Origin of the sequence: Acinetobacter sp. Brlt_5, assembly GCF_051949055.1 — a bacterium.
In the GTDB taxonomy this organism is placed as follows: Bacteria; Pseudomonadota; Gammaproteobacteria; order Pseudomonadales; family Moraxellaceae; genus Acinetobacter; species Acinetobacter indicus.
The window spans coordinates 91,155-110,520 of sequence record NZ_JAYJLP010000004.1; the positions used below are offsets into that span (position 1 = coordinate 91,155).

Here is a 19,366-nt window from a genome sequence, read left to right on the forward strand (position 1 = left end):
TAGCTGTTGCTGACTGTTAAATTAGCTATTCAAACCCAGACTGGCCTGAATATACACCAGATTCGGGACATGGAATACCCGCTCACCCATACGCACATACTGGAATACCGCCGGATGCTGGCCTTCACGCTCATCATCAACCACTTCCGAAATACGCAGACGGATGGTTTTTGGCATGGCATTGCACATCAGGGCAAAGCGCTGGTCAATTTCATCGCCTTCAATCACCAAGGCAACGCCCTGATTTTGCTCTGGATGGGTAACACGATATACCGGCAGTTTTAGATCATGCCACTCGACATGATCGACTGCGGTAGAACTGTCCAGCGCTGACAGGACAATATTCTGCGGAATCAGCATATCTTCCTGATCATGACATTCCACAATATAGGCATCAATAAAACCGGTCGAAACGGTAATCAGATGTTGCAGTTCCTGCTGGCTAATCTGGTCGATTTTGCTGGTGCTGTTGCTTTGACTCATGCTTTAGCCTCACTGCTATGCAAAATGTTTTCAATATTGGCAAGCAATTCTGCTTCCTGGAACGGTTTACCCATATAGTGCGTTACCCCCAAGCTAAAGGCACGTTCGCGGTGTTTTTCACCGGTACGCGAGGTAATCATGATAATTGGCAAGTCACGATGGATGTCATGGTGGCGTACCAGGTTGGTCACCTCAAAGCCATCCATACGCGGCATTTCAATATCCAGCAGCATCAGATCCGGTTTAACATTTTCCAGCTGCTCAATCGCATCGACACCGTCTTTGGCCGTGACCACATCAAAGCCCTGACGTTCGAGCAGACGTGACGTGACCTTACGTACGGTAACCGAGTCATCCACAATCATCACCAGACGACGGGTATCACGACGCTGTACTTCACGCGGTTCCATCACATGCTTGATGCGCTGGGTTGCCTGAATCTGACGGGCAATATTCTGACCATCCAGAATCAGACAGACCTGACCATCACCGAGAATGGTCGCGCCGGCAATCGAGCCCACGCTGGAGAACTGCTGCCCAATCGGTTTCATCACAATCTGGCCACGCGAACCAATCAGCTGATCGACCAGTAAGGCAATGGTCTGACCAGTATTGCCTTTAATCAGCAGCACCGGCAATGAATGCGCGATATTGCTTAAACGCGGCAATGGCTGATTGGCAACAAACTCGGACAGATAGCGCAACTTATAGTTTTGCTGATCAATCTTGAAGTAGTCATCTTTGCTGCTGAAGTAACTTTCCAGCGCAGAAGGTGAAATTCGTACAATACGGTCAATTTGCGCCAATGGAATTGCGAACTGCTGATCGCCAACTTTTACCATCAAGGCATCGGATACCGCCACTGTGGTCGGTACGCGAATACTGAAAGTAGTGCCCTTACCGAGTTCAGAATCGACCTCGACATGGCCGCCCAGCGCTTTAATTTCGCTTTGCACCACGTCCAGACCGACGCCACGACCCGAAATTTGGGTCACGGCTTGTGCGGTACTAAAGCCCGGATGGAAAATCAGCTGCAGGATTTCTTTCTTGTCCAGCTGCTGCTCTGGCTGAATCAGGCCAAGGCCCAGGGCTTTGGCGTGAATTTTGGTTTCATCAATCCCCTTACCATCATCGGTAAAGCTAATCAGTACATCAGTGCCCTGACGGCCAATGTTCAGCTCAATCTGGCCCACTTCCGGCTTCGCTGCCTGTTTACGTACAGCGGCATCTTCCAGACCATGGTCCACCGCATTACGCAGCATGTGTTCAAATGGTGAAATCAGGCGTTCCAGAATAGTCCGGTCCAGCTCGCCTTCGGTATTGTTTACCACCAGCTCGGCAGGACGGTTTAAGGTCGATGAAGTCTGACGCACAATCCGCTGTAAACGTGGCAACATGCGCGAGAACGGTACCAGACGGGTGCGCATCAGGCTTTCCTGAATTTCTGCCTGAATCCGCGACTGTTGCAGTAACAGACCTTCGGCATCACGAATCTTGTCCGCCAGCGTGGTCTTAAAGTCCACCAAGTCCGACGCCGATTCCGCCAACGATTTCGACAGCTGGTTCAAGGATGAATACTGGTCCATCTCCAGCGGGTCGAAGTCGGTATAGCGTGAATGTTCATCACCATGTTTGGCAATAATCTGGCTTTCCAGCTCGCCTTCCATTCGGCGTAACTGATCGGCCAGACGTTTAATCGCCAGTTCCATTTCATTCAGGGTACCGCCCAGCTGACCCAGCTCCATCTCGATTCGCGAGCGGTTAATCGCGTTTTCACCCGACAGGTCAATCATCTTCTCAACCAGATCAGCCGAAATACGGATCATCTCATTGCTGTTATCCAGCTGTGCGGTTTCGCTCCATTCGCCCTGCATGGATGGCGGCTCGGCACCATCACCCTGCACAAATTCGAAGGTTTTGCTTGGTGCCAGCAGATCGGCGGTATTGAAGCGTTCTGGCAGCTGCGCCGTCGCATTGACGTATTCAATCGACTCCAGGCTGGCTTTCAGGCTATCAAAATTGCTGTAATCGCGCTGGAAGATGGCTTCTTTTAACCAGACCACAGTGGTGTTGAGCAAGGCATCATAAGCATTGGAATTAAACTGATGCACCGCAAACTGTTCAAAGGTATTTTCCAGCTGATAAGCAATCACGGCCACCGGCTCGATTTCAGCCATACGCGCGCCGCCTTTTAGACTGTGCGCAGCACGTTGTAACTGCAGCAAAATACTTCGGTCACTACGATGGTCAAACCACTGCTTTAACAGGCTTTCTGTGGTGTCGAGCAGTTCCTCGGCTTCTTCCAGGAAGGTTTCTTCCACAATCGAATGCAGATTGTCTTCACCGTCATTTTCAGTAGTAGATACCGCATCTGTAGGGATGGTTTGCTCAGCCAGGGTCGGTGCATCTTCCAGTACCGGTTCGCTGCTGGTGTCTGGCTGCTCATCTTCAGGCGCAGTATAGGCTGTTTCTGCAGGTGCTGGCTGTTCCAGTTCAAACTCAAGTGCAGCTGCCCCAAACTGTTGTGCATCTGCGCTAGAGGTTGCTTCAGCCGCCACTGCCAGCGATTCAGCTTCAACCAGTTGACCTTGGGCCAGTTCGCTAATATTTTCCAGAATCGCCAGTGATTCTTGCGCCGGATAATCGACCTGCTGTTCACGGATGGTCTGGATACGGTCCGCAATATTGTCCTGAACCAGACGGATAATCTGAATCAATGCGGTCGATGCGCTCATCTGACGGTTAATGATGCGCTCATAAATGGTTTCTAAATGGTGCGCAATCAGACCGATATGGCTGGCTGCAATCATGTTGGCACCACCTTTTAAGGTGTGCAAATGGCGCATCAGATTGTTCAGCGCAGCAGTATTGCTCGGGTCTTGGCTCCAGCTGTTAACATCCTGGTCAATACCCGTAAGTAACTCTTCGGCCTCTTCCAGGAAAATGTCCAGCAGGTCTGGATCAAAGTCCTTGTTGGCTTCAGCGCTGTCCATGTATTGACGGTCAGCTTCCAGACGCTGTGACAATACGGCCAGATTCAGCCCGGCACCGGCTTCAACCGTTTCGGTTACAGCTTCTGTGGTATCAGTTTCTGAGCTTAGCGCTTCAATATCCTGCTGTACAAAGGCACTCAGGTTATTGATGATCTGCTGGGCATCTTCGCTTAAGCTGACGCGTTGTCCGGCAGCCAGGGTATCAAACAGATGGATAAATTCCTGATGCGCCTGTCCAAATAATTCAAAGGCATAATCGCTATGCAGCAGGCTTGGCTTGTCCAGCAAGGCCGCATAGGCCAGTTGTAATTCCTGGGTAAAATCATGAATACCCTGAGAGGCGCGGTTATCGGTACGCTCTACCAGCAGCTTCGCCTGATGGCTCAGGGTCTGGATATATTCCGGATATTCAGCCTGCGCACGCTGGTCAAATTCGAACTCAGCATCGAGCAACTGATCAATATTCAGTTCAATCAGCTTGGATACCAAACCTTGCGGATTCACTGACTCATCGACATCTTCCAGGCTAAAGCCGTAGTTCTGCCATGCAGTATTGAAGGTCTGATAAATCCGGTCCATGCCGGTACTGTCATTCTGTGGCAACAGATGCAGATAATCCCGCACAAATTCAGCATATTGCAATAACAGTGCGGTTTCTTTGGAGGTCGATTCAATTTCATCCTGCAACAGGGTCTTGAACAGGTTTTCGACCTTGGAGCTGGCATCAAAAATCTGCTCGATGTGTGCCATGGATGAACTGCCGCGCAAGGTATGCAGGGCACGAATCAGGCCATTGTAATCCTGGGTTTTCAGCTCATCGTGTGCCAGGAAGCGGTCCACTGTTAACAGGTGTTCTTCCGCTTCTTCAATAAAGATGGCCAGTGTTTCAGCTGCTAGCGGATCTTCTTCAACACTATCAGCCACAGCTAGCTCGGTGTCTGCAGCACCCTGCTCATCAGTGCTTGCTGTATCAAACTCTAGACCGGTAATACTGTCGCTGGATGTTAAGCTGCTCGCCAGTTGTAACAGCTCTTCTAAAGCCGGTTCAGGACTTAAATTTTGTTGTAATTGTTGTCCTAACAGCACCAATGGACGCAGGTCCAGTGCCATCGGCTGAGCATGTTTAAAGCTTGGATAAAGTTTGTATTCAAAGACGTTCGCCACCGCGGTTGCAAACTGCTGCACCTGCGCTGACAGGGTCAGACTACCGGAAATGACCCGGTTTAAGGTATCTTCAACCGTCCAGGCCAGCTCCCCTGCCGACTTGGCACCAACCATGCGTCCCGAACCTTTTAAAGTATGAAAATGACGGCGAATGGTGGTTAGCGTTTCCTGATCGTTAGGCTGCTTGACCCATTGAGCCAACAGGTCTTTTAGCTCAACGAAGATTTCTTCAATTTCTTCAACAAAAATTTCTAGAATTTCTGCATCTTGATCAAGATAACTATCTTCAGGAAGCGCAGTCGTTTCAACTAAATTTTTTAATATTTCTTTCATAGCTAAGGCTTCTTATGTTTTCAGCGCCCAGCGGCACTCAAACTTAATTGTAACCATCACGTGTAACCTAACCCTGAAGTTAAGCTGATCTTGTCGATGCTTGGCTTGATCTGTTTAAAACAGAGAGCTTCCCGAAAGAAGCTCTCTGTGGCTTCCTTAGTCCGGAAGTTTAAAGTCGGTTACAGATTCACGTAATGATTCTGCCATGCTGGCCAGTTCAGAAACCGAACGTGCCGTATCGAAGGTGGCCGTCGTGGTTTGTGACGTAATTTCCTGTACAACGTTCATCGTGGTCGCAATATGACCCGCCGAAGCCGACTGCAGTTTCGCAGCATCAGAAATGTTGGCAATCAGTTTCGCCAGGTTATTCGATACCGTCTGAATTTCATCCAGTGCCACACCGGCATCTTTGGTCAAGTTCGCACCACGAACAACCTCGGAGGTGGTTTGTTCCATCGAAATTACCGCTTCGTTGGTATCGGTCTGAATGGTTTTAACCAGGGTTTCAATCTGCTTGGTTGCAGATGCTGAACGTTCCGCAAGACGTTGTACTTCGTCGGCTACGACCGCGAAACCACGACCTGCTTCACCAGCCATCGACGCCTGAATTGCTGCGTTTAAGGCCAGAATGTTGGTCTGGTCGGCAATATCGTTAATCAGGGCAACGATGTTACCAATTTCCTGCGAAGATTCACCCAGACGTTTAATACGTTTCGAGGTTTCCTGAATTTGCTCACGAATGATATCCATACCCTGAATTGAACGGTTTACGACTTCCGCACCATTCGATGCAATTTGTACTGAACGTTCCGCAACCGCTGCAGACTCTTCAGCGTTGGCAGATACCTGGTCAATCGACATCGCCATTTCGTTAATCGCGGCAGATGCACCGGCAATTTCCTGTGCCTGGTGTTCAGATGCTTCGGCCAGCTGGTTGGTAATTTCCTGAGTATTGGCGGTATAACGCGCTACTTCGTGAGAAGTTTCATGAATACGCGATACCAGGTCACGTAACTGGTCAATTGCGAAGTTAATCGAGTCGGCAATCGCACCGGTAAAGTCTTCCGATACGGTCGCGTATGAACGTAAGTCACCATCCGCCAGGTCGGCAATTTCATCCAGTAAACGTAAAATCGCGTTCTGGTTACGGTCATATTCGTCTTGCAGACGGGTTACACGTTGTTTATCGGATTGACTACGTAAAGTCAGTAATTTGAATACCAGTACCAGGAAGACCAATAAGCTGGCAATTAACAGTACGGCCGGAATAATGACTGCCGGGCCTGCACCGCTGGATAATTTGTTTAACTGGTTTAACAGCTCATCTGACTGACTGAAAATGTCCGATGCAGCCTGACGTACACGTACAATCTGCGCCGAGTTATTTAATACCGTTGCCGATGCAGATTTTAAAACGTCATCATATTCAAACTGGATGCCTTCTAAAGCTTCACGTAGGCCTGGGTCCGCAATACGCTGTACACCGAGCTCTGCACTACCGTTCAGCTGGGCATTTAAGTAAGCACCGAATGTCTCGGTATCGGCACTGAAGTCATCGGCAGATTCACGCGAGTTTTCTGAACCGGTTAATACCGAGCTGATTGAACGCAGGATACGTTCTGCAATGAACACCTGGTTCTTGGCAATAACCACCTGGCTACTTGGCATGTCCTGACGTGCCATCTGGTCAACCATCAGGTTATATTCAGCCTGAATCCCCGGAATGGTTTCACTGATCGCGATGTTGGTGTCATACAGTTTGCTAATAATGGCCTGTTGCGAGCTGATCGTATCAATATTCTGAGAAACTTTGGCCCAGTCGGCTTCGACTTTTTCCAGCTCGGCCGAGTTACTGCTAATATCTTTTACCGTTTCCAGGTTATCTTTAAAGCTTTGTTGTGACTGGGTCAGCTTCTGGATCGATTCTTTGGTGCCTGAAGCAGTGGCTTCAGTGGCCTGACGTGAAATGGTCTGCGATAACAAACGCAATTCACCCAGACTCTGGGTTAACTGGTTAGTACGCGGTACGCTATAGAATAAAGACAAAAGACTGATAATCGAGACCAACAGCGCAACTGCGGCAATGAAAATAAGTGGCTTTGATTTATTGGTATCACCGAATACACCCGCAAACTGGTCAATTTGCGTCTGTAATTTTGCGACTGATGCCGAACCGCTTTTGCGGTTGGTTCCATCGCCTGAGTTTTTCTTTTTAAGTTTAAAGCCCATGCAGCTTCTCCCCGATTTTCGCCTTTATATATGCGTACGCGATAGTTAATTTATAAATTTTATAGATGCGTTCATAAATTTTGGGTTTTGCAATAAACGACTAAATAAGAAAATATGCCATTGCTGGTTATGCTGGTGGAAATATCCCTGACAATATTCTTGTAAATTACTATCTAAATCATTGTGTTTAGAAAAGAAACTTTTCTTATTAAAGTGTTGGATCCCCAAAACTTGATCTACAACCAAACCGACATAATGGTCTTGATGACTAATACACATTACTTTTTGAGTCGGTGAATAAGCACTGCTATGTCCAGAAACATAATGTGCCAAGTCTGAAACTGAGAGTAATCGGCCCCGGATATTGGCCAGTCCCATGACCCAGTTCTGGGTGTTAGGTACCGGCGTATATTTTGGCGGATAGATAACTTCAGTGACTTCCCCCAACGGGGCAACGAAATATTGCCCCATCATCTCAAACGCAATGCCAGACCATCGGTTTACTTCATTTTCAGTTGTAACGTAGTTTTTATTTCCCCGTTTAGACAACCGAAGTAATTCGATAAATCCATTTGCGGCCATAAGTTATCCTGCATTCAGGTGTTGATTAATAACGTCTATTAATTGTTGTTCATCTACAGGTTTGGTCAGATAATCGCTGGCACCCTGACGTTTCCCCCAAACGCGGTCAGTGGCTTGGTCTTTGGTACTCACGATCACAATTGGAATATGCTTGGTGGTATCCCCGCGGGCAATTTGACGGGTCGCCTGGAAACCGTTTACACCCGGCATCACCACATCCATCAGCACCAAGTCAGGAACCTCGGCCTGCGCCATGGTCACCCCGTCTGCACCATTGGCTGCTTCAAGCACTTCAAAACCATGCTTGGTCAGAATTTCTTTGAAGCGGAATGTTTCTGTTGGAGAATCATCTACAATTAAAATACGTGCCATCTTTATATTCCCCGAGTTATGCGCTTACGTGATTACGAATCGCGTTTAAAAGCTCATCTTTACTAAAAGGTTTGGTTAAATATTCATCTGAACCCACCACGCGGCCTTTGGCCTGATCGAACAGACCATCTTTACTGGACAGCATGATGACTGGAATATTCTGGTAGTTTTGCGAGTTTTTAATTAATGCGCAGGTTTGATAGCCATCTAGACGTGGCATCATGATGTCAACAAAAACGATATCCGGATTTGCATCGGCAATTTTAGACAATGCTTCAAAACCGTCGACGGCAGTGACCACTTCATACCCTTCACGCTGTAATAAAGTTTCAGCTGTACGACGAATGGTTTTTGAATCATCAATCACCATGACTTTTAGATTTTGGAGTTTATCGTCCATTTAATGACCCTTCCCATTTTGTTTGTACAAGCAATTCGGTGTAGTAGAATTTTATTTACATAATTATGGTTATTTTTAACATATCTTTACTTTAGGTTTCAATGAACAGTTTTTGCCCAAACCTACACTTTATAGAAACTTTGTATAACTGCTTCACACTTTTCCATGACCATTGATTTTTTTTTGTCTATTGTATTTTTTAAATTTCTGATTCTGGTCTAATATAACAGTTTAAAGACTTAAAAATAAGTAAATTAGTCAACTTTATCTCGGGGAAGCTTGTGCGTACTTTTTTTCAAAAAGCTCTCACAAAAAGGGCGCATACATCATTGTTCAGTCAATCGTTGCTGGGCTTGCTGCTGGCTTTACAGATAGGACAGCTGTCTGCCAATACCGATAACAAGCCGGCCTGGTATCGCTACTACGATAAAAACGGCGTGGCCAATATCAGCAGCAATGTTACGCCAAACCATATCCGCTATGGCTATGAGGCACTGGACCGCAACATGCAGGTGATTCAGCGTGCGCGTCCCTATAATAGCGAAACCGATGCCCGTCAGGCGCCACAACGTGCCGCGCAGGCCCGTCAGCGCGAGCAGGATTTAAAACTAAAACAGGCCTATACCAACAGTCATATTGCTACCCAGCAACGTGACAATGCGCTGGCACATATTAAAAAGCAGATTGCCTTTCAGCAGGAACAGTTAAAACAATTACAGAATGACCGGATTGTGTTTAAACGTCAGGAAATGGAATATCTGCGCAAAGTCAAACCGGTCCCGGAACAGCTGAAAAATAATTTAAACAACAACCTGACTAACTTAAATCAGAAAAGACAGCAGATTCAATCGTTACAAACGAGCTATCGAAAAACACAGGCAGAATACGACAGAATTATTACTCGCTTAAAAGCACTTGAATAAAGTGAAGTTTTTAATTGAATTGTCATGTGACAAGAAAAATAAGGATAAATATGCATGCGACCAGCACCGCGTATATCACATACTTCTACCCGTTTTCGCACGCCCCTGCTGAGCCTCAGTACACTTTGCCTGTGTCTGCTGCTGACCGCCTGCCAGAACTCAGAACCGGAACAGGCCCGTAGCGAACCAGAAACCATTGAACTGATTCAGGATGATGTGGTGGCCGTGCAAACCGGCGACTCGGTGTCCAAAACTGCCTTTACCGGCACCATTCGCGCCGTACAACACAGCAGCATTCAGGCACAGGTCACTGCCACCGCCAGTGCAGTCAATGCGCAAGTCGGTCAGCGGGTTAGCAAAGGTCAGGTGCTGGTCCGTTTAAACAATCAGGATAATGCCGCACGTCTGGCGCAAGCACGCGCCAACCTTGCCTCCACGCAGGCACAAGCCAATCAGGCCCGGGTGATGATGGAGCGTAAACGTCGCCTGCTGAATCAGGGCTTTATTTCCAAAGTTGAATATGAACAAAGTCAGGTCGATTATCGTGCCCAGCTGGAAAATGTCCGTGCCCAGCAGGCCAACGTCGATATTGCAGAAAAAGCCGACCGTGATGGCACTATTCTCAGCCCGATTAACGGCGTGATTACCCAGCGTCAGGTTGAACCTGGCCAGACGGTTTCTGCCGGCCAGACCCTGTTTGAAATAGTCAATCCGGACCGGCTGGAAATTCAGGCCAAACTGCCAAGTGACCAGCAGTCTGCACTCAAGGTCGGCCAAAAGATTGAATATAAAATTCAGGGCAATCCGGCCCAGCTGACCGCCACCTTAAGCCGGATATCTCCAATTGCCGATCTGGCCAGCCGTCAGATCGAGTTTTTTGCCACACCCAATGAATCCATCAACTCGCTCAGCATCGGTGCCTTTGTTGAAGGCAATATTGTTTCATCCAACTCGATTTCTGGTCAGCTGATTCCTTTAGACACCATTCAGGATATACAAAACAAACCTTATGTCTGGGCCATTCGCCAGAACAAGATTGTCCGGGTTGATATTCACGTGCTCGAGCAGCGCTATAGTGACAATACCGCCATTGTAAGCGGATTGCAGGCCGGCGATTTAGTGAGTCGGGTCAAGTTTAGTCCGCAGAATGAACAGCAACCGGTCAGCATCAGCCAGACCGCCGAAAACGCCTCAGGATAGAAAACTATGTGGTTTACCCGAATTAGTGTCAAATATCCCGTTTTTACGGTCATGATGATGCTGTGTCTGATGGTGCTGGGTCTGGCTTCCTGGCAGCGTATGGGCGTTGAAGAATTTCCGGATGTCGATTTTCCGTTTGTGGTGGTCTATACCAACTATCCGGGCGCCTCGCCGGAAACGGTTGAATCTGAAATTACCAAGAAAATGGAAGATCAGATCAATACCATTTCCGGTCTCAAACAGGTAATTTCCCAGTCCAGTGAGGGCCTTTCCACCATTATTGCCGAGTTCAATCTGGATGTATCTTCTGCCGTAGCAGCGCAGGATGTACGCGATAAAATTGCCAGCGTCACCGCCGAATTCCGCGATGAAATCCAGGACCCGGTGGTGGAGCGGTACGACCCGACGGCCAACGCGATTATGTCGATTGTGTTTGAATCCGAGCAGATGTCGCTGCGTGATTTAAGTGCTTATCTGGACCAGCGTATTGTGCCGCAACTGCGCACCGTACCGGGGGTGGGAACGGTCAATTTACTCGGTGATGCGCAGCGCCAGATCCGGATTGAAGTACAGCCGGAAAAACTGCAAAGTTTCGGGATTGGTGTAGATCAGGTCATCAACACCTTAAAAGCAGAAAATATTGAAGTGCCGGGTGGCACCCTGAAACAGGCCAACAGCGAGCTGGTGGTTGAAATTAACTCCAAGGTTATCCATCCGCTGGCCTTTGGGGACCTGATTATTGCCAATAAAAATGGTGCACCGATTTATCTGAAACAGGTCGCTGACATTCAGGATAGCCAGGCCGAGCTAGAGTCCAGTGCCTTTTTAGATGGCAAAACTGCGGTTGCGGTGGATATTCTGCGCAGTTCAGATTCTAATGTCATTGAGGTGGTCGATAACACCTATAAAGTGCTGGATGACCTTCAGCAACAATTGCCTGAGGGCACCACAGCCAAAGTGGTGGTCGACAGTTCCAAAGGCATTCGCGGCAGTATCCGTGATGTGGCCCGCACCATTATTGAAGGTGCAGCACTGGCAGTACTGATCGTCCTGCTGTTTTTAGGCTCGTTCCGCTCCACCGCCATTACCGGCCTGACCCTGCCAATTGCCCTGCTCGGCACATTGACCTTTATCTGGGCCTTTGGTTTTACCATCAACATGATGACCTTGCTGGCCCTGTCTTTAAGTATTGGTCTGCTAATTGATGACGCGATTGTGGTGCGGGAAAATATTGTCCGTCATGCCGACATGGGCAAAGACCACGTTACCGCAGCACTGGATGGCACCAAAGAAATTGGGCTGGCGGTTCTGGCCACCACCCTGACCATTGTCGCAGTATTCCTGCCGGTGGCCTTTATGGGCGGGATTATTGGCCGTTTCTTCTATCAGTTTGGGGTCACGGTCAGTACCGCAGTTCTGATTTCCATGTTTGTTAGCTTTACCCTGGACCCGATGCTGTCGGCACACTGGGCCGAGCGTAAGAACCCCAACAAACAGCCAGGCCGGGTGAAACGTTTTCTGAACTGGATTTCCACCAAACTGGACAATCTTAGTCATATCTATGAAAAGCTGCTGAAACTGGCTTTACGGTTCCGTCTGATTACCCTGCTGATTGCGGTGGCCTCGTTATTTGGCGCACTCGGTTTATCCAAACTGATTGGTACCGAATTTGTACCGGTACCGGACAAAGGTGAAATCCGGATTAAATTTGAAACTCCGGTGGATGCCTCGCTGGAATATTCACAAGCCAAACTGAAACAGGTCGATCAGATTATTCGCCAGCATCCACAGGTTATTTCTACCTATGGTTCGGTTAACAGTCTGACTGACCGCGGTAAAAACCATGTCAATTTACGCGTACGTGTTACGCCGCGCAATGAGCGTGAACAAACCCTGACTGACCTGAATAATGAATTCCGTGAACGCCTGCAAACCGTGGCTGGCATTCGTGTCACCTCGGTGGCCTCGGCAGATGAAACCGTATCGGGCGGGCAAAAACCGGTGATGATTTCGATTAAAGGGCCGGATTTAAACCAGCTACAACAGATTTCCGACCGCTTTATGCTGGAAATTGCCAAAGTAGACGGTATTGTCGACCTGGAAAGCTCCCTGAAAGAACCGAAACCAACACTGGAAGTGCAGATCAACCGGGTACTGGCCAGTGATTTAGGCCTGTCTGTGAACCAGATTGCCAACGTAATTCGTCCGCTAATTGCCGGCGATGACGTCACCACCTGGCAAGATGAAAACGGCGAAACCTATGATGTAAATGTCCGTCTGACTGAAGACCGCCGCAGCCTGCCGAGTGATGTCCAGCAAATGTCGCTGACCTCACAAAAAACCGATGCCAATGGTCAAGCCATTCTGGTGCCGTTGGCCAGTGTGGCCAGCTTTGAAGAAAATCTTGGTGCCTCACAAATTAACCGTCGTGATCTGGCTCGTGAGGTTCTGGTTGAAGCCAATACCGCAGGTCGCCCAGCTGGTGATATTGGCCGGGACATTGAAGCCATTCAAAATAACTTTGAATTGCCGCCGGGTTACAGCTTCGATACCCAAGGTTCCAATGCCGATATGGCTGAATCTGCGGGTTATGCACTGACCGCCATCACCCTGTCGATTGTGTTTATTTACATTGTGCTGGGCTCGCAATTTAACAGCTTTATTCACCCAGCTGCGATTATGGCCTCGTTGCCACTGTCGCTGATTGGGGTGTTTTTGGCGCTGTTCCTGCTGAACTCCACCATGAACCTGTTCTCGATTATCGGGATTATCATGCTGATGGGACTGGTCACCAAGAATGCCATCTTGCTGATCGACTTTATTAAAAAGGCCATGGACAGAGGTGAGCCGCGTTATGAGGCGATTATTCAGGCCGGTAAAACCCGTTTACGCCCGATTCTAATGACCACGTCTGCCATGGTAATGGGCATGGTCCCGCTGGCACTCGGTCTGGGTGAAGGCGGCGAACAGAGTGCCCCCATGGCCCATGCGGTAATTGGCGGGGTGATTACCTCGACCCTGCTCACGCTGGTGGTGGTGCCCGTCATCTTCACCTATCTGGATGATTTCAAGAATTTCATGCTGCGCCAAAGCCGCAAACTGATGTCTTGAGCCAGAAGAAAACACAATGAGGTGACATTCCGAATGTTCACCTCATTTTTTTATCGTATAATCTCTGCTTTCACGATTAATTATCAGGACAGTTTCCATGCGCGCGAGTCGCTTTTTGTTTGCTACGTTAAGAGAAACCCCAAATGATGCTGAAGTGATTTCACATCAGCTCATGTTACGTGCGGGGATGATCCGTAAATTGGCTTCAGGTCTGTATACCTGGTTGCCGATGGGGGTACGCGTATTAAATAAAGTCGAAGCGATTGTCCGTGAAGAAATGAACCGCGCCGGCGCTTTAGAAACCTTTATGCCAGTGACCCAGCCTGCATCGTTATGGGAAGAATCAGGCCGTTATGTGCAATATGGTCCGGAATTACTGCGTTTTACCGACCGTCACAACAACCCGTTTGTGCTGGGCCCAACCCATGAAGAAGTGATTACCGATCTGGCACGCACTGAGCTGAAAAGTTACAAACAGCTGCCAATGAACTTCTATCAGATTCAGACCAAATTCCGTGACGAAATCCGTCCACGTTTCGGGGTGATGCGTTCACGTGAATTCATCATGAAAGATGCCTATTCTTTCCACGTTGATCAGGCTTCTTTGCAAGAAACGTATGATGTCATGTATGACACCTACTGCCGGATCTTTAGCCGTCTTGGTCTGGATTTCCGTCCGGTACAGGCCGATACCGGCTCAATTGGTGGTTCAGGTTCCCATGAATTCCACGTTCTGGCAGACAGCGGTGAAGATGATATCGCCTTCTCGACTGAATCAGATTACGCAGCCAATATTGAAATGGCGGAAGCGATTCTGGTCGGTGAGCGTGCAGCGCCAAGCCAAGCCTTAACTGTTGTAGATACTCCAAATCAAAAGACCATCGCGGATGTATCAAGCTTCCTCGGTACTGATCCTGCGCATTCTGTTAAAGCTTTACTGGTACAAGGCATTGCCGATGAAAATGGCACTGTTCCGGTGATTGCCCTGTTCCTGCGCGGTGACCATGAACTGAATGAAATTAAAGCTGAAAAACATCCTTTAATTGCAGCGCCATTAACCTTCGCCACTGAAGAGCAAATTGCTGCGCTTGGTCTGACCGCTGGTTTTGTAGGTCCACAAGGCTTGGTTGAAAAAGGCATGACCGTGATTGTCGATCGTGCTGCTTCTGTCTTGTCTGATTTTGTTGCAGGTGCCAACGCCGCAGATCAACACGCAACAGGTGTGAACTGGGAACGTGATGCACAGTTTACTGAAGTCTATGACCTACGTAATGTGGTGGAAGGCGATCCATCTCCAGATGGTAAAGGTGTACTTCAAATTAAACGCGGAATTGAAGTGGGCCATATTTTCCAGCTGGGTCAAAAATATTCTGAAGCACTGAACTGTAAAGTGTTAGGCGAAGATGGCAAACCATTTGTAGTAACCATGGGCTGTTATGGTATTGGTGTGACCCGTGTCGTGGCTTCTGCAATTGAACAGAATTATGATGAGAAAGGGATTATCTGGCCAGCTGCCATTGCTCCGTTTGAAGTCACAATTGTACCAATGAATGCACATAAGTCACCGCGTACATTAGAAGCTGCGGAAGCCTTATATGCAGAATTAAGTGCTGCCGGTTATGATGTACTACTGGATGACCGTAATGAACGCCCAGGAGTGAAATTCTCTGATCTGGAGTTAACCGGTATTCCACACCGTATTGTGATTGGTGAAAAAGGCTTAGATGCGGGTACTTTTGAATATAAAGGTCGCCGTGATGCTGAATCAACCAACTTAAGCAAAGATGAGTTATTGGCGAAGCTCGCAAAATAATAAGTCTTTGTATATAAAAAATCCCGCTTCAGCGGGATTTTTTAGTTTTAAGGCTTAGCAGAATTTCATACTGCCATAGCAATTACGGTATGGTTGCTCAAGCATTGTAATATTCCCTTGAGCAGCCAAACCGGTTTGTACAATATTGGACATTAAGGTAGTTAAAGGCTGATTAATATTAATCGTAAAAGCATCTTCTAAATACATTGACCATCCCTTGGTTGCTTTTGCATCCTCAGCAAAACCAGGGAAACGAATACCATTCCCTAAAGAAGTTAAGGCAATACCAAACAAGTTAGAGTCAACATCAATTTGATGTACATTGCCTAAATTATAAGGCAAGACATAGGCATTTAATAAATTAGTGAGTTTAGTACTATAAGCACCATCCAGCTCCAAAGTACCTTGCTCAGGAACAGGAAGATTTAAACCTTTTAATGTTTCCTGTTTCATATAAATTTGAATTCCTGTACGTAATAAAGGCAATAACGTATTTCCAATCGTTTCTGTACCAATAGCACTACACTTGCCAGGATCATGACCGGTACACATTTGGTTAATTGTCAGATTTTGTACAACTTCATCGACCAAGCTTCCTAATTGCAAACCATGGATTTGTACTTGGGTCATACGATTTCCGTTTGCGACAATACCTAAGTTTTCCCGTTGAGCTGCTGCTGTATTAATCGTCTGGTCACGATATTCCACAGTTACAGCACCAAAAATATTAAGGATTTCAGCATTTTTAACCCCTAAATATGCACTTGCTTCATATTGTTGCTTTTTCCCACCAGCAAGAAGACCATAATCACCAACGAAATCTTGAGAATACTTTGAAGCATCTGCATCGGAACAGTTTGCTGTTCCCTGCTTACAGGTAACCGCCACATTGGTTTGTGCCTGAATATATAAATTATTGATTCCAGTTAAATAACCACTAAAATTATTCATAGCACCAATGCTCATCGGGCCTTGGGCTTTATCCGCACCCACTCTTACCCCGACCACTTCACGAGTTGCAGCTTGGTCGCCTCCTTTGATCGCAAATTGGAAAAAGGGATTCGTTAAGACAAAATCTCTTAACTCTTTTTGATTACTTAAACTGTTATCAAAATCTTGACCTTTGGGCTGTCCTGCAATATTGGTAGGTAAGGTAATACAATTTCCACTCGCACCCACCACACAGCCCAATGACAGTGCAGAGATATCAATATCACAAGCACCCGCACCATTTTCACCGCCACAGCCAAGTTGCAAGGATTTAATATTGGCATTTAGTGATAACTCAGCATCAATTCCCAGTTTAAAAAAATCTAAACCTTGACTAGCATCTGTCTCTTTCACGACAGAAAATAGAGCCTGTCCTGTCACATCCGATAATTCAGCATCTTCAAGCACAGATAAGGCATGACTTGTGTTCGTCATGGATAAAGCTGAACCTATAAGAGCCCACATTATTGTTTTTTTCATACTCAAATCCTTAAGCTAATTTCATCTACTTAGCGTGGTGTGATCCCTAAAGTGCTACGCATATTGCCACCAGGAATGGCAAAATCAGCAATTTTTTGCATCGTTCCAGATGGAGACATCGCCATTTCTGCTTTAAAAGCTTGTCCCAATCCAGGCTGCATTGTCGCTTTATAATTAAAGTTCACCTGATTATCTAAGACCACCGTATCTTGTTTCACTAGAACACGGGCATCTAAACCGACATGACCTTGCATTTTGTTTAAATTTACACTAGAGGTTTTAGTCCCGACGCCATTCCAGTCTTCATTAATCAGGCTGATATAACTGCCCAAAACACTTGGATCATCTTTATCTGTCTCTGCAATCGGATTAAATTCAAAATTTGCTTTTAAAGATAAAAAATTAGTATCGGGTGTGGCATTCGTGGACTCAAGACCAGGAATAATCATAAGTTCACCTTTACCATCAAGCTTGAAGGCTAAAGAAGCCAAGATGTCATCTTTTCTGACAAAGTTATCGATAGGAACTACCCGGTTCTGGCACTCCACTTCAGCACAGTTATATAAAGAGCCAGGCAACTGACCAATTGCAATTTCAGCTTTTGCAGCCAGCAGCAAGTTATCTGCCTTGACATAAATGCCATCTTCTTCAAAACCAATCACCCCATCCGATTTCAGGTACGCATCTATATTTCTTAGGCCCGCATAATAGTTGACTTCTTCACCACTGTATTTACCGGTCGCACCATCAATAATCAGAATAGAGGTTGTACTTGGTGCGCCTGTTTTCTGGTCAATACCATAGCCTTCCGTCGAAAGTGCCAGGTTATAGCCTAAACCAGAACGGTCAATGCCATTACGACTATAATTTTTTGCATACAAAGCCAGGTTGGTATTTAAGTTAAAGATTGGAATACCAATCCCCCACTCGCCAGAAGTTGCGGTAATGGCATTAATCGAGTTATCTGAAATGAATCTGGCCTTACGCGCGATGGCCTGAAAGTCCATGCCTCGCACCGCAATAAGCGCTAAATTCTGTGCATTCTGATCAGGGCTAATGTTATAAATCAATTCTAGAGTATTACTGCCCAGCACCTTTTGCATATTCTCATTGATAATAAAGTTTAAAGATTTGGCCTGAACGGTATTAATAAAAATATCACCAAAATCAATATAGGCGTTGCGTTTAGTCAAGTCATCAACATTATTACTATCACGTACTGCAAGTGGCGATAAGTTAGAAAATTCAATTGCATAGCTGCCTGTACCTGTATGCCCAATCTCGAGTGTAGTCGGAGCCCTGCCATTGAGTAGCGGGTTGCCTTCTCGGGTAAATTCGGCAGACATACCCAGATGTAAACCACCCGGACCTGCTATATCATAACCACCGGCTTGCCGTGTTGTTTCAGTCAAATCGCCTGAATTACGACTAACCGTATTAAACTTCCCAATTCCAGCCTGGTTGGCATTAATAAAGAGCTTACCATTGGTCACTGCTCCAGAAGCTCCCATACGAATCAGGTTATTCTGGCTTCCCTCTGGACCATAACGTAAATCGATATTCACCCCTGGATTGGTTGCTCCTGACCGGTTATCGGATACATTGGTCAGATCTTCTACCCGTCCTAAATTTACAATATGGTCTTGGCCAGTAGGACTGTTTTTAGTTGCCAGCACAATCCCTTCATCCTGATCCAAATACATATACCCATCTGCAGACAGGTTAAAGTTAAAATCTTTTAAGGTCAGGTTCTGGCCATTTAGACCATAAGAAATACTGGCATTTTTAAGCTCAAAATCTAAATGAGCCAGATCATTTCGGTTAAATAATCCATTACTGGTAATTAAGTTAAAACGTAGTGGTGAAATAGTATGAAAGCTTAAAGACCCCAGGTTCTGATCCGTTTGGTTATCACCACAGTTCGGCTCACAAATGAGCATGATGTTCTGAACCGTAGATTTAAATGGTGAAATACTCGCCTGGATATGCATACCGACACCATTTGCTGTGGTACCAACGTCAACATCAAGGGTACTTTTAATATTCTGCCCCCCCGAGCTGAGCACTTCAATATCATGCATCCCCAGTTTCATACTTCCGGTATTGTGATAGTCCACCCAGTTCAATTGATCAATTGTCACCTTCGAAACTTCATGGGTAATAGAAATACCATCCTGCCCTGTCACCTGACTGAGACTACGATCAGAAATAGGCTGTAGTGCGTATGCCTGCTGAGCTAAACAGATAGATAAGGCAAGTACATTTAATTTTATTGTTTTATTCATTTCAATGT

General features: G+C 46.7%; 12 protein-coding genes. 4 read left to right on the forward strand and 8 right to left on the reverse strand.

What is annotated here, in order from left to right:
- Nucleotides 1-21: 21 nt before the first annotated feature.
- The 6 genes from VF685_RS04490 to pilG form a co-directional block, all read right to left on the reverse strand.
- Nucleotides 22-483, reverse strand: a complete 462-nt coding sequence (locus tag VF685_RS04490) for a hypothetical protein (protein ID WP_180046361.1) — start codon at nucleotides 481-483, stop codon at nucleotides 22-24.
- Entirely contained in the window at nucleotides 480-4,973 is a 4,494-nt protein-coding gene (locus VF685_RS04495) for a hybrid sensor histidine kinase/response regulator (protein ID WP_286384842.1), read from the reverse strand. The genes VF685_RS04490 and VF685_RS04495 overlap by 4 nt, the downstream gene beginning before the upstream one ends.
- A 156-nt stretch (nucleotides 4,974-5,129) precedes the next feature.
- Nucleotides 5,130-7,202 (reverse strand): methyl-accepting chemotaxis protein, encoded by a 2,073-nt coding sequence (locus tag VF685_RS04500; RefSeq protein WP_180103337.1) that lies wholly within the window; start codon nucleotides 7,200-7,202, stop codon nucleotides 5,130-5,132.
- A gap of 45 nt (nucleotides 7,203-7,247) precedes the next feature.
- The gene (locus VF685_RS04505; RefSeq protein ID WP_005179538.1) at nucleotides 7,248-7,784 is read right to left on the reverse strand and encodes a chemotaxis protein CheW; all 537 of its coding nucleotides are present in this window, start codon (nucleotides 7,782-7,784) and stop codon (nucleotides 7,248-7,250) included.
- A gap of 3 nt (nucleotides 7,785-7,787) precedes the next feature.
- Nucleotides 7,788-8,156, reverse strand: a complete 369-nt coding sequence (locus VF685_RS04510) for a response regulator (RefSeq protein ID WP_286384841.1) — start codon at nucleotides 8,154-8,156, stop codon at nucleotides 7,788-7,790.
- Between the two features lie 16 nt (nucleotides 8,157-8,172).
- A complete protein-coding gene (gene pilG, locus VF685_RS04515; RefSeq protein ID WP_005179541.1) occupies nucleotides 8,173-8,556 on the reverse strand; it encodes a twitching motility response regulator PilG in 384 nt (127 codons plus the stop codon).
- A 281-nt stretch (nucleotides 8,557-8,837) separates the two neighbouring features.
- Here pilG and VF685_RS04520 point away from each other — a divergent pair, with 281 nt between their 5' ends.
- From VF685_RS04520 to VF685_RS04535, 4 genes are all read left to right on the forward strand, one after another.
- Complete coding sequence (locus VF685_RS04520) at nucleotides 8,838-9,479, forward strand: hypothetical protein (RefSeq protein WP_075167117.1); 642 nt, start codon at nucleotides 8,838-8,840, stop codon at nucleotides 9,477-9,479.
- 54 nt (nucleotides 9,480-9,533) lie between these two features.
- On the forward strand, nucleotides 9,534-10,679 hold the full coding sequence (locus VF685_RS04525) for an efflux RND transporter periplasmic adaptor subunit (RefSeq protein ID WP_286384840.1): 1,146 nt from the start codon (nucleotides 9,534-9,536) through the stop codon (nucleotides 10,677-10,679).
- Between the two features lie 6 nt (nucleotides 10,680-10,685).
- Nucleotides 10,686-13,790, forward strand: coding sequence for an efflux RND transporter permease subunit (locus VF685_RS04530; protein WP_127801594.1), 3,105 nt, complete (start codon nucleotides 10,686-10,688; stop codon nucleotides 13,788-13,790).
- Between the two features lie 97 nt (nucleotides 13,791-13,887).
- Nucleotides 13,888-15,603, forward strand: a complete 1,716-nt coding sequence (locus tag VF685_RS04535; protein WP_286384837.1) for a proline--tRNA ligase — start codon at nucleotides 13,888-13,890, stop codon at nucleotides 15,601-15,603.
- A 54-nt stretch (nucleotides 15,604-15,657) separates the two neighbouring features.
- Here the strand turns inward: VF685_RS04535 and VF685_RS04540 are convergent, their stop codons facing one another.
- Both VF685_RS04540 and VF685_RS04545 read right to left on the reverse strand, forming a co-directional pair.
- Nucleotides 15,658-17,073 carry a hypothetical protein gene (locus tag VF685_RS04540; protein ID WP_163170321.1) on the reverse strand — a complete coding sequence of 472 codons (1,416 nt, stop codon included), beginning with the start codon at nucleotides 17,071-17,073 and terminating at the stop codon, nucleotides 15,658-15,660.
- A gap of 29 nt (nucleotides 17,074-17,102) precedes the next feature.
- A complete protein-coding gene (locus VF685_RS04545) occupies nucleotides 17,103-19,358 on the reverse strand; it encodes a DUF6160 family protein (protein WP_440203567.1) in 2,256 nt (751 codons plus the stop codon).
- Between the last annotated feature and the right edge of the window lie 8 nt (nucleotides 19,359-19,366).

What these genes read in the sequence shown, in the direction of transcription:
- VF685_RS04490 (WP_180046361.1), bottom strand. Translation starts at nt 483, where the DNA reads ATGAGTCAAAGCAACAGCACCAGCAAAATCGACCAGATTAGCCAGCAG.
- VF685_RS04495 (WP_286384842.1), bottom strand. Translation starts at nt 4,973, where the DNA reads ATGAAAGAAATATTAAAAAATTTAGTTGAAACGACTGCGCTTCCTGAA.
- VF685_RS04500 (WP_180103337.1), bottom strand. Translation starts at nt 7,202, where the DNA reads ATGGGCTTTAAACTTAAAAAGAAAAACTCAGGCGATGGAACCAACCGC.
- VF685_RS04505 (WP_005179538.1), bottom strand. Translation starts at nt 7,784, where the DNA reads ATGGCCGCAAATGGATTTATCGAATTACTTCGGTTGTCTAAACGGGGA.
- VF685_RS04510 (WP_286384841.1), bottom strand. Translation starts at nt 8,156, where the DNA reads ATGGCACGTATTTTAATTGTAGATGATTCTCCAACAGAAACATTCCGC.
- pilG (WP_005179541.1), bottom strand. Translation starts at nt 8,556, where the DNA reads ATGGACGATAAACTCCAAAATCTAAAAGTCATGGTGATTGATGATTCA.
- VF685_RS04525 (WP_286384840.1), top strand. Translation starts at nt 9,534, where the DNA reads ATGCGACCAGCACCGCGTATATCACATACTTCTACCCGTTTTCGCACG.
- VF685_RS04530 (WP_127801594.1), top strand. Translation starts at nt 10,686, where the DNA reads ATGTGGTTTACCCGAATTAGTGTCAAATATCCCGTTTTTACGGTCATG.
- VF685_RS04535 (WP_286384837.1), top strand. Translation starts at nt 13,888, where the DNA reads ATGCGCGCGAGTCGCTTTTTGTTTGCTACGTTAAGAGAAACCCCAAAT.
- VF685_RS04540 (WP_163170321.1), bottom strand. Translation starts at nt 17,073, where the DNA reads ATGAAAAAAACAATAATGTGGGCTCTTATAGGTTCAGCTTTATCCATG.
- VF685_RS04545 (WP_440203567.1), bottom strand. Translation starts at nt 19,358, where the DNA reads ATGAATAAAACAATAAAATTAAATGTACTTGCCTTATCTATCTGTTTA.